General features: G+C 62.0%; 14 protein-coding genes and 2 pseudogenes (1 of these 16 running past the window's edge). 4 read left to right on the forward strand and 12 right to left on the reverse strand.

The features are described from left to right. Together J3R84_RS28040 and J3R84_RS38845 are read left to right on the forward strand one after the other, a co-directional pair. On the forward strand, positions 1-1,177 hold the 3' portion of the coding sequence (locus tag J3R84_RS28040) for an acetolactate synthase large subunit (protein ID WP_113567263.1). It extends 461 nt beyond the left edge of the window; 1,177 of the gene's 1,638 nt are visible here — the last part of the coding sequence; its start codon lies off the left edge, out of view; it ends in the stop codon at positions 1,175-1,177. A 140-nt stretch (positions 1,178-1,317) separates the two neighbouring features. Then, on the forward strand, positions 1,318-1,713 hold the full coding sequence (locus J3R84_RS38845) for a helix-turn-helix domain-containing protein (protein WP_309239200.1): 396 nt from the start codon (positions 1,318-1,320) through the stop codon (positions 1,711-1,713). Between the two features lie 64 nt (positions 1,714-1,777). On the opposite strand, the gene J3R84_RS28050 is transcribed toward J3R84_RS38845, so the two are convergent. Continuing rightward, entirely contained in the window at positions 1,778-2,647 is an 870-nt protein-coding gene (locus J3R84_RS28050; protein ID WP_435526095.1) for a LysR family transcriptional regulator, read from the reverse strand. Between the two features lie 93 nt (positions 2,648-2,740). On the opposite strand from J3R84_RS28050, the pseudogene J3R84_RS28055 reads away from it, so the two are divergent. Further along, positions 2,741-3,153 (forward strand): annotated as a pseudogene (locus tag J3R84_RS28055) (VOC family protein). A gap of 14 nt (positions 3,154-3,167) precedes the next feature. Beyond that, on the forward strand, positions 3,168-4,112 hold the full coding sequence (locus tag J3R84_RS28060; protein WP_057206118.1) for a 2-hydroxyacid dehydrogenase: 945 nt from the start codon (positions 3,168-3,170) through the stop codon (positions 4,110-4,112). Here J3R84_RS28060 and J3R84_RS28065 read toward each other — a convergent pair. The 11 genes and pseudogenes from J3R84_RS28065 to J3R84_RS28115 form a co-directional block, all read right to left on the reverse strand. Continuing rightward, positions 4,109-4,948: a phosphotransferase family protein gene (locus tag J3R84_RS28065; RefSeq protein WP_162771091.1), complete on the reverse strand. Its 840-nt coding sequence runs from the start codon at positions 4,946-4,948 to the stop codon at positions 4,109-4,111. The genes J3R84_RS28060 and J3R84_RS28065 overlap by 4 nt on opposite strands. 281 nt (positions 4,949-5,229) lie before the next feature. Continuing rightward, complete coding sequence (locus J3R84_RS28070; RefSeq protein WP_025429962.1) at positions 5,230-6,141, reverse strand: alpha/beta hydrolase; 912 nt, start codon at positions 6,139-6,141, stop codon at positions 5,230-5,232. A 121-nt stretch (positions 6,142-6,262) separates the two neighbouring features. After that, complete coding sequence (locus J3R84_RS28075; RefSeq protein WP_192434017.1) at positions 6,263-7,012, reverse strand: 2OG-Fe(II) oxygenase; 750 nt, start codon at positions 7,010-7,012, stop codon at positions 6,263-6,265. Further along, positions 7,009-7,572, reverse strand: coding sequence for a methylated-DNA--[protein]-cysteine S-methyltransferase (locus J3R84_RS28080; RefSeq protein ID WP_113567259.1), 564 nt, complete (start codon positions 7,570-7,572; stop codon positions 7,009-7,011). Before J3R84_RS28080 ends, J3R84_RS28075 begins: the two co-directional genes overlap by 4 nt. Positions 7,573-7,702: 130 nt before the next feature. Beyond that, positions 7,703-8,350, reverse strand: a complete 648-nt coding sequence (gene alkB, locus J3R84_RS28085; RefSeq protein WP_113567257.1) for a DNA oxidative demethylase AlkB — start codon at positions 8,348-8,350, stop codon at positions 7,703-7,705. Beyond that, on the reverse strand, positions 8,347-8,997 hold the full coding sequence (locus J3R84_RS28090; protein ID WP_113567255.1) for a hypothetical protein: 651 nt from the start codon (positions 8,995-8,997) through the stop codon (positions 8,347-8,349). Before J3R84_RS28090 ends, alkB begins: the two co-directional genes overlap by 4 nt. Before the next feature lie 132 nt (positions 8,998-9,129). Further along, positions 9,130-10,230 carry a bifunctional DNA-binding transcriptional regulator/O6-methylguanine-DNA methyltransferase Ada gene (ada, locus tag J3R84_RS28095; protein WP_113567253.1) on the reverse strand — a complete coding sequence of 367 codons (1,101 nt, stop codon included), beginning with the start codon at positions 10,228-10,230 and terminating at the stop codon, positions 9,130-9,132. Positions 10,231-10,392: 162 nt separating this feature from the next. Continuing rightward, positions 10,393-10,829 (reverse strand): annotated as a pseudogene (locus J3R84_RS28100) (ester cyclase). A 139-nt stretch (positions 10,830-10,968) separates the two neighbouring features. Further along, positions 10,969-11,940, reverse strand: coding sequence for an ABC transporter ATP-binding protein (locus tag J3R84_RS28105; protein ID WP_113567251.1), 972 nt, complete (start codon positions 11,938-11,940; stop codon positions 10,969-10,971). Continuing rightward, positions 11,933-12,910: an ABC transporter ATP-binding protein gene (locus J3R84_RS28110; protein ID WP_025429954.1), complete on the reverse strand. Its 978-nt coding sequence runs from the start codon at positions 12,908-12,910 to the stop codon at positions 11,933-11,935. Before J3R84_RS28110 ends, J3R84_RS28105 begins: the two co-directional genes overlap by 8 nt. Then, the gene (locus J3R84_RS28115) at positions 12,907-13,728 is read right to left on the reverse strand and encodes an ABC transporter permease (protein WP_025429953.1); all 822 of its coding nucleotides are present in this window, start codon (positions 13,726-13,728) and stop codon (positions 12,907-12,909) included. Before J3R84_RS28115 ends, J3R84_RS28110 begins: the two co-directional genes overlap by 4 nt.

Raw genomic sequence — 13,728 nt, forward strand, 5'->3', positions numbered from 1 at the left:
GCACCTTGAATTGCCGGAGGATGTCGCCGGCGAAACCATCGGTGAGGCGCCGATCATTCCGGTTCACCCGCTCGACCGGCCGGTGGCGCCGTCTGCTGCCATCGACCGGGCGGTTGAGATCATCCTTGCGGCCAAGCGGCCGCTGATCATGATCGGCGCGGCCAGCAGCCGCCCGCGGCTCGTGGATGCGCTCTCCGCCTTTGTCCGCCGGATGCGCATCCCCTTCTTCAACACCCAGATGGGCAAGGGCGCGGTCAACGGCGGCTCCAACCTCTATGTCGGCACGGCCGCTCTTTCCGAGCGCGACTATGTGCATGATGCCATCGATCAGGCGGACCTGATCATTTCCGTCGGTCACGACACAGTGGAAAAGCCACCCTTCCTGATGCGCAGCGAAGGCGGGCCGAAGGTTCTGCACATCGGCTACAGCTCGGCCAATGTCGAGCAGGTCTATCATCCCGACACAGAAGTGATCGGCGACATCGGCACGACGGTGACCGCGATCGCCGATCGGCTCGGTGGCAAGCTCGATCCGGAACCGCTGCTGCTCAGCCTGCGCCAGACCATTCTCGACAAGCTCAACGAAGGCGCAGACGAAGACCGGTTCCCGGTGACGCCGCAACGTATCGTCCATGACGTGCGCAAGGTGATGCCGGAAGACGGTGTCGTCTGCCTCGACAACGGCATGTACAAGATCTGGTTTGCCCGGCACTACCGCACCCATGTCGCCAACACGCTGTTGCTCGACAATGCGCTCGCCACCATGGGCGCCGGCCTGCCTTCTGCAATGATGGCGGCGATGCTCTATCCCGAGCGCCGCGTCATGGCGGTGTGCGGCGACGGCGGCTTCATGATGAACTCCCAGGAGATGGAGACCGCCGTTCGCCTCGGCCTCAATCTGGTGGTCGTCATCCTCAACGACAGTGCCTATGGCATGATCCGCTGGAAGCAGGCCGTTGACGATTTCCCGGATTTCGGCCTGACATTCGGCAATCCGGACTTCGTGCGCTACGCGGAAGCCTATGGTGCGACGGGCTCGCGGGTCTCGAGCGCGGACATGCTGGTGCCGACGCTCGAGGCTGCCTTTACCGGCGGCGGCGTGCATCTCGTCGATGTGCCGATCGACTATTCCGAAAACATGCGCGTGCTGGTCGATGAGCTGCGCACCCGCTCTTAAAACCTGCTTTCTCCAGGCGAGTAACATAGGCCCGCCAGCCGTTGCCTTAATCGGGCGACCGGCCTGACGGGCCCGTATCCAAAGGACACCCCGGCCTTCGTCTCACCATGGATCCTAATGTTGCCAATCAAGGCGGCCCCATGGCCGTGATTGGCAACAAGCCTTGCGCTGCCATCTTTTGGACTTATATTGCACTGCACTCGGCGCCTGTTTTGGCCGAGTTTTTCTTGGCTGCATGCCGCCTTCACGCGAAAAGCCTCGCTCTTCGCGCACAACCGAAGGACCACTTCATGACTGTTTCGATAAACAATCTTGATGCCTCCACCACGGGCGCTTTGGCCCATGTCGATATCGGCGATACCGTCAGACGTTCCCGTCAAGCGATCGGCTACAGCGTTGACGAACTTGCGCTCACCTGCGGGCTGACCGACATCGAAATCACCAACATCGAGCTTGGTGTCGACACCGATCCGGCCAAGCTCCGTCGGATCGCCGCCGCACTTCAGTTGCCCCTAACCACCTTCCTGCTCAGCTAGGCCCAATGGGCGTCGCGTCCACACGAGACGCGACACCCACCCGGCGTTCTTGGAGCGATGCCAATCAACCTGTAAAACCCTGCGATAGAATCTCCTTCAGTAGCGCAAGCGGCGTGGGGCGACTTGGCACGCGCTGATGCAGGAAAACAATCCTGCGCTCGTACGAGGCGGCATCGGGTACCTCGACCATGCAAAATCCGTCCCGTCCCAGGCCCTGCCAGGCCGGAACGACGGAGTTTCCCATCCCGTTGGCCACGAGCATGGCTATGGTTTCGAGCGCGTCCATGTCGCAACGAATGTCCGGATCAAGCCCGGCATCGGCGAGATATTGTGACGACAGCCGCCCGCCCCAGGATCCCGGATCGTAGCGGATGAACGGCGCCTGCCGGATTTGCTCAGCGATATCGTCAGGTTCCGTCGCATCCCTGCTGATGAACACAAGCGGTTCGCGGCGAATGACATATGCCGCCAATCCCTTTGGCAGCAAGAATGGCGGTTCAACCAGAACCGCGGCATCGAGCTCGCCTGCAAGCAACTGTTCGTAGAGCTGCAACGACGAACCGGGGCGCAGTATCAGCTTCAGGCTCGGCGCCCGACGGGAGAGTTCGTCCAGAACCTCAGGGAAGATGCCTGTCAGCGCCGTCGAGATCGCCCCGATTTTCAACTCGGCGGCAAGACCGCCGCCTGCAACGTCGTATCTGAGGTTTTCGACTTCCCGGATTAAGAGACGCGCCCGCGGCAACAGCGAAAGACAGGCCTCCGTCGGCTGGGCCGAATGGGCGCCGCGGGCAAGCAAAATGCACCCAAGGGCCCGTTCGAGCGATTGAATGCGCTGGCTGACGGCGGCCGGCGTCAACTTTTCCCGGCGTGCAGCGGCTGCGATGGACCCCGTTTCCACCGTGGCGACTAGGCTTTGCAGGAAGCGAATATCCACCATGAATCCTTATTCTCAGAGAAAGAATTACATAGTTTTTCTTAGCCTCTCAAGACGCTATCCCTGTGTCAACCGGAGACACAGGAGTTCCAGATGAAGTCGCTTTTCCATCTCGCCTTTCACGTCACCGATCTCGATGAGGCCCGCAGGTTCTACGGCGACGTGCTTGGTTGCGAGGAAGGGCGCAGCACGGATACCTGGGTCGATTTCGATTTCTTTGGCCATCAACTGTCGCTGCATCTGGGCAAGCCCTTCGAAGTCACGCGGACCGGCAAGGTCGGCAACCACCTCGTACTGATGCCGCATATGGGCGTGGTGCTGCGCTTGGCGGATTGGTTCGTGCTGGCCGAGCGCCTGGAACAAAAGGGCGTGCGCTTCGACATTCCGCCGGTCGTGCGTTTCGAAGGCGAGCCCGGCGAGCAGCGGACGATGTTCTTCCTCGATCCGAGCGGCAATCCCATCGAGGTCAAGGGGTTGCCGATTTCGACAGCCTGTTTGCACGCTGACACCGGAGGCGGATGTGAAGAAGCCTATCGCCTTGGTGACGCGCATCGACCGCGCCGACGAACAGGCCTGGGTTGCCATCCTGGCCAGGCTGTTGCCGGAGAGCGAAATCGTGCACTTCCACGAGATGGACGATGCGCAGCGCGACGCCGCCGAAATCGCCATCGTTGCCAATCCCGATCCTGGGCACGTGGCGGCGCTGCCCAATCTCAAGTGGATACACAGTCTTTGGGCAGGGGTAGAGCGACTGGTCGCTGAGCTCGGCCAGGCAGCGCCCCCGATCGTCAGGCTTGAAGACCCCGAGCTGGCTCGGGTCATGGCGGAAGCGATCCTTGCCTGGACCTATTATCTTCACCGCGACATGCCCGCCTACCGCAGGCAGCAGGCGGCGGCAATCTGGCGGCAGCATCCGTACCGCCGGCCAGGCGATCTCACGGTCGGGATCCTGGGCATGGGGCTTCTCGGAAAAGCAGCGGCAGGAAAACTGACGGCAGCCGGCTTCCGGGTTACGGGCTGGGCACGGTCGCCGCAGCAGATAGACGGCGTCGATATGGTCAGCGCCGAGAGCGGCCTCGATCGGCTCTTGCGGACAAGCGACATAGTCGTCAGCCTGTTGCCGCTGACATCAGAGACCCGCGGCCTGCTCGATGCCCGTCGCCTCTCATCCATGAAAACCGGCGCGCGCCTCATCAATTTTTCCCGCGGGCCGATCATCGTCGACGTCGACCTGATCGCGGCGTTGGACGCTGGGCATATCGCGCATGCGGTGCTCGATGTTTTCGACGCCGAACCTTTGCCACCCACGTCGCCCTATTGGCGGCATGACAGCGTGACGGTATTGCCGCACATTTCCGCGCCGACCGACAGGAACACGGCCGCCGTGATCGTCGCTGATAATATCAAGCGTTATTATGCGACCGGCGCCCTGCCCGCAGCCATCGATATCAAGCGCGGGTACTAGCCGCGTCTTAGTGCCTCGAGCCCCGCGTTCAGCGCCCCATCGTCACCATGCTCGAGGCCGAAGAGGACGTCCAGCAGCGGGAAGGTGCTGCGATAGAAGCGGATCTGGTCCTGCATCGCATCTATCCCGGGATAGTATGGGTGCATGAGCGCGAGGAAATCGTCGCCCAGGCCGGCGGAAAGGCTGGCGAGGTCATGAGCAGGGTCGCCGATCGAGCATCCCGCAAAGTCGATAACGCCGGAGACCTGGCCGTCGTCGACGAGAATGTTTCCCGTGCCAAAGTCACCATGAATGATCGCCGTGGCGAGTTGTTCGCTGTCAGCCGAAAGAAACCGTTCGAAATTGCCTCGAATTGCGATGGCAATGTCGGCCGGCACGAGCGGCAGAACCTTTTCGACAACATCAGAAAAGAGGTCGCGCCATTCCGTCAGGGGATCATGCGCTTCGTTCCGCACGCCGAGAGAATCGAGCGGCAGTGCATGCAGCGCCCGGAGGAAGCCGGCGAGTGGCGACGCCAGCTGTTGTCGCCGGGTGTCACTCATGCCGGCGAGATCCAGCAAAGGCGTGCCGGGCAATTTCGTGTGCGTCGCGACAATGCCCGAGGCAAGGGTCACAACGCTTGCGGCCGGCACGGGCAGCGGCAGCCGCCCGGCAAGAGCCGCAAGGACCTTCGTTTCCCGCAGGAGATCACGACACGCGCCGTCATGCCGTGGAACCCGAATGATCAATTGCCCGGTGTCGAGCACATGATTGTTCTGCCCGGTGTCGATGACTTCCGCCGACAGGATTTCCAGCCGCCCGAGGACCGATACTATTTCATCTATGCTCGGACGCATCGTCCGCCCTCTCAAAGCAACAGCGTTCTCAAAGGTTCTGCCAAACGCCACCATTCCGCCCTCGTCAGCGAACTGCAATGCGGCGGCTGTGGCCGCGCGTTTTCAGGGACATACTGCATAACTTCGTGGAGTGCCAACGGGTCGGTCGGGTGCCGTGCGCCAATACTTGTCTTTTATAGTCAAGTTTATCACGCGGCAAGCGTGTTCCTGCGATAACACATCCCATCCGACGCATAGGAGTGTCACAGTGCCAAGCCGCAGGGGGTTGTGCGCCCGATGCCCTAGCCGTTTCGGAAGCTGGCGCCGACGAAGCTCAGCGCTTCGGGCAAACCGCTGCGCCAATAGGCCCAGTCATGGCCGCCCTCCCGTGCGATGAAGCGGTGCTCCACGCCAAGCTTTTGAAGCTTCAAATGGAGCTCGGAGTTGCCAGCGAAGAAATCGTCACTCGAACCGCAATCCATATAGAGCGCTGTCTTGCCGATTTGCTCGGCAGGGATCGTCTCGACCAGATCGAGCACGCTGTTGTCGTGATAGGCGGCATTCAAACGGCCCTTGCCGGCAAGCCCCAGCCCCCAGGCTTTGCCATAGCGACGATCGTATCCCGACTGGTCCATCTCGACGACCTGACCGTCTGTTCGAAAGGCCGCGCTCAGCGCCGCAGCGGCGGAGAACATCTCAGGCCGTTTGAATGAGAAGGCGATGGCCGCATAGCCGCCCATGGAAAGGCCGAGAATCCCGCGCCCTTCCTTCTCCGGCACCGTCCGGTAGGTGTGGTCGATGTAGGTTACGAACTCCTGAAGGAACATGTCCTGCCAGCGGTAACCGCCGTCAGCGTCGTTCATGTAGTAGGTGTTGAATCTGTTCTCCTTGTCCCGGCGCCCTTCCGGCGTGACTGCGATGAAGGCCGGCACCTCCCCGCTTTCGATCATCCGGTCGAACACCCGGTCGGCTCCGCCGAAACGATACCAGTCGGTATTTTTGCCTTTGCCCCCGCCATGCATGAGATAGATGACGGGGTAGGAGCGGTTCCCGGCCTCGTATTTCGGCGGGAGATAGACGGTATATTCGACATCCTTGCCGAGAATCCTGCTGGGCATCTTTTGCCCTTCGAGCACCGTGCCCGCGTTCGCCGCCCAGGAATTGGCCAAGGAAACGAGCGCGAGAAAGCCGGCAAGAACGGTCGTTTTGAACATCGAGTTCCTCCTGTCTGCAGGCTTGGCAAATAGGCGGAAGGAAGTCGTTGTCAAACAAAGCCCCTCACCCGAAAGCGAGGGACATTGACCGCAAGCCATGAAAGCGGCGGTGCGAGCCGCGCTATCTTGCGTCGTGAAAGATGATGCCGACAGTGTGGCGCAGGCCTGACCTGACACGGCTGACGCCATGGCGCAGGTTGACGCGATAATTGCCCTTCGTGCCTTGAACCGGCCGGTTGTGAACGGCAAAAGCCACGGCATCACCTTGGCGGAGGGGAACGACCTCGACCCGGCTTTGCATGCGCGGACGCTGCTCCGTCAGCACGAATTCACCGCCCGTGAAATCCTTTCCCGGTTCGGAAAGAAGGATCGCGACCTGTATCGGAAAGGCAAGATCACCATAGAGGTCCTGGTGCAGGCAATTGAAATCGCCGGGCACATATTGCAGCAGCAGCGGTGTTGGCCGTGTCTGGCCCGCATCGTGGCACTGCCTCAGGAATTCCCGGTGCTCCGCCGGATATCTCGTCTCGATCCCCATGCGACCGTTCCATTGGTTGGCAACGTCGGCGAGGCGCGGATAGAGCGCAGTGCGAAGACCGCCAAGCAGATCCGGCAACGGATACTTGAAGTAGCGATATTCCCCCTTGCCGAAACCGTGCCTGGCCATGTGGATATGGCTGCGGAAATGCTGCTCGTCCTTGTAGAGCGCCGAAATCCGTCGGCAGTCGTCCGCCGACAGAAGCTTTTCCATGACCGCGCAGCCATAGCCGTTCAACGCGTCCGAAATCGCCTGCCAATCGTAAGCTGCGACATGCGTCTCCACAGCCTGTTCGGTCCGATCTGCAATAGCCATTGAAATGCGCGGATTCATAGCATCGCCTCCTTGGCGATCAGCGTGCGCTTGCGCTCTATGCCCCAACGGTAGCCGGCGAGTTCACCGCTGCTGCGCACGACACGGTGGCATGGAATGGCCAAAGCGATGACATTGGCGGCGCAGGCGTTGGCAACGGCGCGCGCGGATGTCGGTGCGCCAACGCGGACCGCCAGCTCGGCGTAAGTGATCGTCGTCCCCGCCGGAATCGCGCGAAGCGCCTGCCAGACACGGCGCTGGAGTGTTGTCCCGCGAAGGGCAAGCGGGAGATCCAGACCCTCGCCAGGGTTATCGATGAAGCGAAGGACCTTCGCCAGCTCGGTGCGAAGTCCGGCTTCGTTCCGGTTCAATGCACGGCCAGGAAAACGATCCGCAAGATCTCGCTCCAGTTGCTCCGCGTCAGCACCGATCAGGATCGCACAAACACCGCCGACGCTGCGCGCGATCAGAACACAGCCCAACTCTGCTTGTGCAACGCCATACTCCACGGTTGTGCGGTTAGCGACGCCGACGGCTTGCCGCGGTCGCGGGGTGTGCGTCCGGTTGTCGATGAGGTTCATGAGACTAACTCCTTGTTCCGTTCTCTTCACCGACCCTAGAGATGCGTCGCCTTGGCCGAACTCCGCTCCTTGCTTTCAAATCGAAAAGACTTGTCTCCTGCAGCGCCGCCCGCATCACATCGATGGTCCCTTAACGTGCACGCCGGAAGGTCAGGTTGATGCGCATGCGGCCAAGGGTCTCGTGTTCGCCGTCCTTCAACTCTGTGACCCCGTGATAGAATAGGCGCGACGGCCCACCCCAGACGACAACATCGCCGTGACGCAGCGCGTATTTGCGGATTGGGTCCGTGCGGTTTGGTCCGCCAAACTGGAATGTGGCGGGGAGCCCGAGCGAAACCGAAACGATGGGGTGCGAGAAATCGCGCTCGTCCTTGTCCTGATGAAGCGAAAGCCGTGCGCCCGGTTCGTACCGGTTGATCAGGCAGGCATCGGGTCTGAAATCCGGATAGCCTGCTTCGGTCGCCGCCGCGATGGCAAGGTCGAGGAAGGACGATGGCAGCGGCGGCCACGGCTTGCCGCTCTCCGGGTCTAGCCGGTCGTAGCGGTACCCGCTCCGGTCCGTGACCCATCCGGCCGCCCCGCAATTGGTCATCGCAACCGACATCGTGTAGCCGCCCGGTGTCACCATGTGCCGGAACGGTGCCTCAGCAATGACCGATCGCAGTCCCGGCAGGATTTGCCCCTCAAGCGACAGCGCAAAGCCGCGAAGCAGCGTCGCGCCTTCGGCCATGCTCTCGCGTGACGGTTCGACGGCAAGCTTGGCGAATAGGTCAGTCATGGCGTCTTTCCGGAGAGAAAACTGGTGATGTCGGGATGAAGGACAGGGCGGTAACCGGCCCGAAGAACCCTGACGGTCGAAGGCGGCGTCAGAATTCCCTCAGCGATGATGCCCATTTCCGGGCTCAGGTAACCCGCCTCGGTCCAGCGGAAACAGCGCCCGGATGCGAGCGTGAAGGCAAAGCCGGATGCCACCACCATCGTCCCGTCTGGTAGATCCCTGACTGGCGACGGCAACGGATGGATGCGCTTCTGTCCGCGTAGAACTCGTTCGCTATGGAGCACCGCATCGAGTTCGCCCGCCGAAGGCGACGCCATCAAGCCGCCAGTCCAGGCGACTCTGAAGACTAGAGCGGCCTCCCGTCTGCAGAAGAAGCACGGGCGGTGCCCCGCCGCCAGCGCCACGGCCTCGTCGAGGAAGAAAAGCTCGGTCCAGCTTCGGCCGGCCATGACGTCGCGCCGGCGATCCCCGTATTCGCAGGTGCAGATCAGCCACGCCTTGGACGTCCACCGCCGCCGCAATAGGGTTTTCGTCTCGGGGTCGTGGATGATGCCGCGGTTGCCGGTGAACAGGCCGCGCTGCGCGATAGCGATAATGTCGCCGAATGGCGTCACGCGATTCTGGAGGGGCTGGCGAACGCTATTCATACAGGCGGATCTCCCCGGGCCGCATTACGTCGGAAATGATATCATCGAACGGGCGGGCGATATGCAGCCCGACGCACCGCTTCGTCGCCGTGAAGATAACCATTTGGGCGCGACACCGCGCGGCGGCACCCATTAAGCGGCTCCACGGGCCGCCTCGCGGTCGAGCAAGGCGCGCTTGCGTTCGACGCCCCAGGCATAACCCGACAGCGCTCCATCATTCCGCACCACCCGATGGCACGGGATGACAACGGCGAGGCTATTCGCCGCGCATGCGCCAGCGACGGCACGAACCGCCTTCGGCTGCCCGATGCGACGGGCAATTTCCGCGTAGGACACCGTCCTGCCGACCGGAATTTCCTGCAGGGCCTGCCAGACCCGCTGCTGGAATGCTGTCCCGCGAACATCGAACGGTAGGTCGAGGCCGATGCCCGGGGCTTCGACGAAGCCGACCACCTGTGCGACAAGCGCCTCGTAGTCGGCATCGGCGCCAATCAGCTCCGCCTTCGGAAAACGGTCCTGAAGGTCGCACACAAGCGCCTCCGGATCGTCTCCGAGCAGGATGGACGCGACACCTTTCCGACTTGATGCGACGAGGATCGCGCCGAGCGACGTCTGGCCGACGGCAAATCGGATTTCCTCATCCGCGCCGCCTGCGCGGTAGCGTGCCGGCGTCATGCCGAGAATATCAGTCGAGTTCTCGTAGAAACGACCGCTCGAGTTGAAGCCCGCTTCATAGATCGCCTCCGTTACGCTGTTGCCCGCTTCCAGCCCACGACGAACCTTGGCAGCTCGATGAGCAGCCGCATAGTCCTTTGGCGTCAAGCCGATCGCTGCCTTGAACAGCCGATGGAAATAGCTCTGGCTCTTGCCGACGGCAGCGGCCAGATCGCCCAAGGCCAGCTCTTCATCGCTGTCTTCGATCAGCCGGCAAGCCCTAACGACGATGGCAGCGTTTGCCTCATCGCTGGATGGGCCGTCCGGGTTGCACCGCCGACACGGGCGAAAGCCCGTCGCCTTCGCGCCTTCAAGCGTGTCGTGCAGTTGGACATTCTTGGGATTGGCGATGCGTGAAGGGCATGAGGGGCGGCAATAGACGCCGGTGGTCGTGACCGAATACCAGAAATGCCCGTCGGAAGCCTTGTCGCGGCTGACGATGGCGACCCAGCGCGGGTCGCGCGCGACTGGGACCCTGGTCGCGGCAGCTGCGGTTGGGAATGTCGTCGCCATATTCATCGTCGGACGCTCCTCATGCCGGTCGCTCCTGGGAGGTATCCGGGTCGCGGCCTTCAAGCTCAAGATTGACCACCACTCGGGCGATCTGCTGCTCCAAGAAGCTTCGCCAAAAAGGCTGGGCCACGCCACCCGTTTCCTGTGCGTAGCGTGGCACCCGATCGATCAGGCCGCTTTCATCAATCCGAGTTGCGTCAGGGCCGCAACCCCGTCGTCGAGACCGATCTCCTCGACGATCTTGCCGTTGATGACCTTCAGAACCGTCGTCCCCGTGAAGCGCATCTTGCGGCCACTTCCTGCCGGCAGACTGCCGGCCAGGAAGTCGTCGAAGGCAGCGCCGGTATGGGTGCCGCCGCCTTCCCATTGGCCGACGACATAGTCGCCTTCGGCGATGAGGTCGGCCGTGCCCCAGAAGTTCAGATCCGGAAATCGGTCATGAAGGCTTTGATATCATCATGGCCGCGGCGCGGTTCATGCAGGGAATATTTCAACAGCATGTCTGCAGACGCGATCTCGTTGACGATGGAAAGATCTACGTCGCGACCCCAAAACTCTGTGAACCATCTGCTGACCACCGCCTTGTTGTCTTCTTCCTTGCTCATTGGCTTTCTCCTCGAATTGACACAGGCTCGACCGTCGATAACGCCGGTTGCCTGCGCATAAAGGTAGCCTGAGCTACGGCGCCCAAAACTCCGGTTCTTACCCTCCAATCGAAACCAGTTCGCAATTCCGAGCGCCGGCTCAGCCCCGCGCGATCAGACGAACGCTGTGGTCGTCCCGAAGCGCAATCAATTGCGAAGACGGCGGCAGGCTGTAGACGTCATGCTTTCCGAATTCTCTGGGGTAGTAGTCATAGCCCGGCGGCGGTTCCGGTGTTTCACGAGGATCCACCGGGCTTTGGCCCGTCAGCTCGGTGACCGGATCGAGGATCGCCCCGATCAGGCGGCGGGTATAGGGATGCTGTGGTTCGCTGAAGACCCGGTCCCAGCTGCCGGTCTCGACGATCTGGCCGAAATACATCACCGCCACGCGGTCGCTCATATGTTCGACCACGCTCAGGTCATGGCTGATCATGATGTAGGACAGATCCAGCCGCTCCTTGAGTTCCAGCAGCAGGTTGATGATCTGGGCGCGGATCGAGACGTCGAGCGCGGACACCGGCTCGTCCAGCACCACGACCTTAGGGTTGAGGATCAAAGCGCGTGCAATGCCGATGCGCTGGCGCTGGCCGCCGGAAAATTCATGCGGGAAACGCCCCGCCTGCTCCGGTTTCAATCCGACCAACTGCATCATCTCTTCGATGCGTCGCGCGATCTCCTTGCGGTCGGAAATTCCGTGCAATCTCAGCGGTGCTGCCAGCGACGTGTAGATCGTCTGACGGGGGTTGAGCGACGCGTACGGGTCCTGAAACACCATCTGCGCCATGCCGGCACGCTCGAGCCGGGAGGGCCGCGCCTTGCCGGTGATCGATCGCCCTTCGAAATAGATCTCGCCCGCGGTCGGCTCCTGAAGTCCGAGGATCGAAAGCGCAAGCGTCGACTTTCCGCAACCGGATTCGCCGACGATCGACAGGCATTCGCCCCGGTTCAGCGTCAGGCTCAGGTCGTTGACCGCGCGCAGAGTGCGCTTCGAGCGGCCGAAGACGCCGTTGCGCACCGGGAAATGCACGCTCAGGCCGTCGACTCTGACCAGTGGTTCGTTGTTATCACTCATGGTTGAAACACTTCACGAAGCCATCATGGCTGAGGCCGGTTGGCGGTGGAATTTCGGCGCTGCAGATGGACGTCGCCCTGTGGCAACGCGGCTGAAAGCGACAGCCCGGCGGAAAACTGGCGATGGAGGGAACCGTGCCTTCGATCTCCTGAAGGCGCTTGCGCCCTTCCAGCCGGCGCGAGCCCAGATGCGGCAGCGATCGCAACAGGCCGTCGGTATAAGGATGGGCCGGATGGAGGAACAGGTCGGCGACCGGCCTCTCCTCGACCAGGCGCCCGGCATACATGATGCCGACCCGGTTGCACATATTGGCAATCACGCCGAGATCGTGGCTGATCATCAGCACTGATGTGCCGCGTGCAGCGCAAAGCTCCTTCACGAGTTTGAGGATCTCCGCCTGCACCGTCACGTCGAGCGCCGTCGTCGGCTCGTCGGCGATCAGCAGATCCGGATTGCAGGCAAGCGCAATGGCGATCATCACCCGCTGCCGCATGCCGCCGGACATCTGGTGCGGATAGTTCTTCACCCGCTCCTCCGGCGCCGGGACCTGTACGTTGCCGAGTGCCTCGATCGCCAGTCTTTCGGCTTCCTTCCAGGTGGCACCCTTGTGCAGGACAAACATCTCGGCAATTTGCCGGCCGACCGGAGACAACGGGTTGAGCGCGGTCATCGGTTCCTGGAAGATCATGGCGATGCGCTCGCCCCGAAGCCGCCGCAACTCGCGTTTCGAAAGCTCCCTCAGGTCCCGACCGTTGAACTTCAGCGAACCGCCCGTGACGGCGAGCGGCGCACGCAACAGGCCGATGATCGAAAGCGCAGTGATGCTCTTGCCGCAGCCCGATTCGCCCACGAGGCCATAGGCCTCGCCGCGCCCGATCGAGAACGACACGTTGTCGACGACGTTGTGGCTGACCCGGCCCGATACGATATCGAGGCGCAGATCCCTGACATTCAGCAAGTTCTCGGTCATAGCTGCCGCGCCCTCATATGCGGGTCCAGCCAATCGCGTAGACCGTCGCCGAAAAGATTGAGACCGAGAACCGTCACGAAGATCGCCAGCCCCGGAAAGATCGCCGCCCAGGGCGCAATGACGATGAGTTCGCGTGCATCCGTCAGCATGTTGCCCCAGCTCGGGAACGGCGGCTTGATGCCCAGTCCGAGATAGGAGAGTGCTGCCTCGGCAAGGATCGCATCGCCCATGCCCAGCGTTCCGATCACCAGGATCGGGCCGATCATGTTGGGCAGGATCTGCGTGATCATGATGCGGATGTCGCCGTAACCGAGCGTCTTTGCCGCCTGGACATAGCCCTGCTTCTTCAAGGACAGCGCCGAGCTTCGCGCGATGCGACAGGTCCATGACCAGTTGGTCAAGCCTAGCGCGATCAGCAGGCTGGAAAGGCCGGGCCCAAGGATCGCCATGATGGCGAGCGCGAAGATCAGGCTCGGGATCGCCAGCATCAGGTTGGTGAGCCCGGTGACAAGATCGTCCCACCAGCCGCCGAAATAGCCGGCCGAAATGCCGAGCGCCAGGCCAATCAGCGTGTTGATGACCTGCGAGCCGATACCGACGGCAAGCGAGATGCGGGCGCCGTAGAGGATGCGGCTGAGAACGTCACGCCCTTGCGCGTCGGTGCCGAACCAGAACTGTGCGTCCGGCGGCAGCTCCGCATTCATCAGGTCCGCGTCGAGCACTGGATCGGTCGGCGCCAGCCAGGGCGCAAGCAGCGCCGCTGAGATGATGACGAGACAGAGGACGCCACCGATGAGGAGATTGAGCCGTATTCTCAT

It is taken from the genome of Ensifer canadensis, from assembly GCF_017488845.2.
GTDB lineage: Bacteria > Pseudomonadota > Alphaproteobacteria > Rhizobiales > Rhizobiaceae > Ensifer > Ensifer canadensis.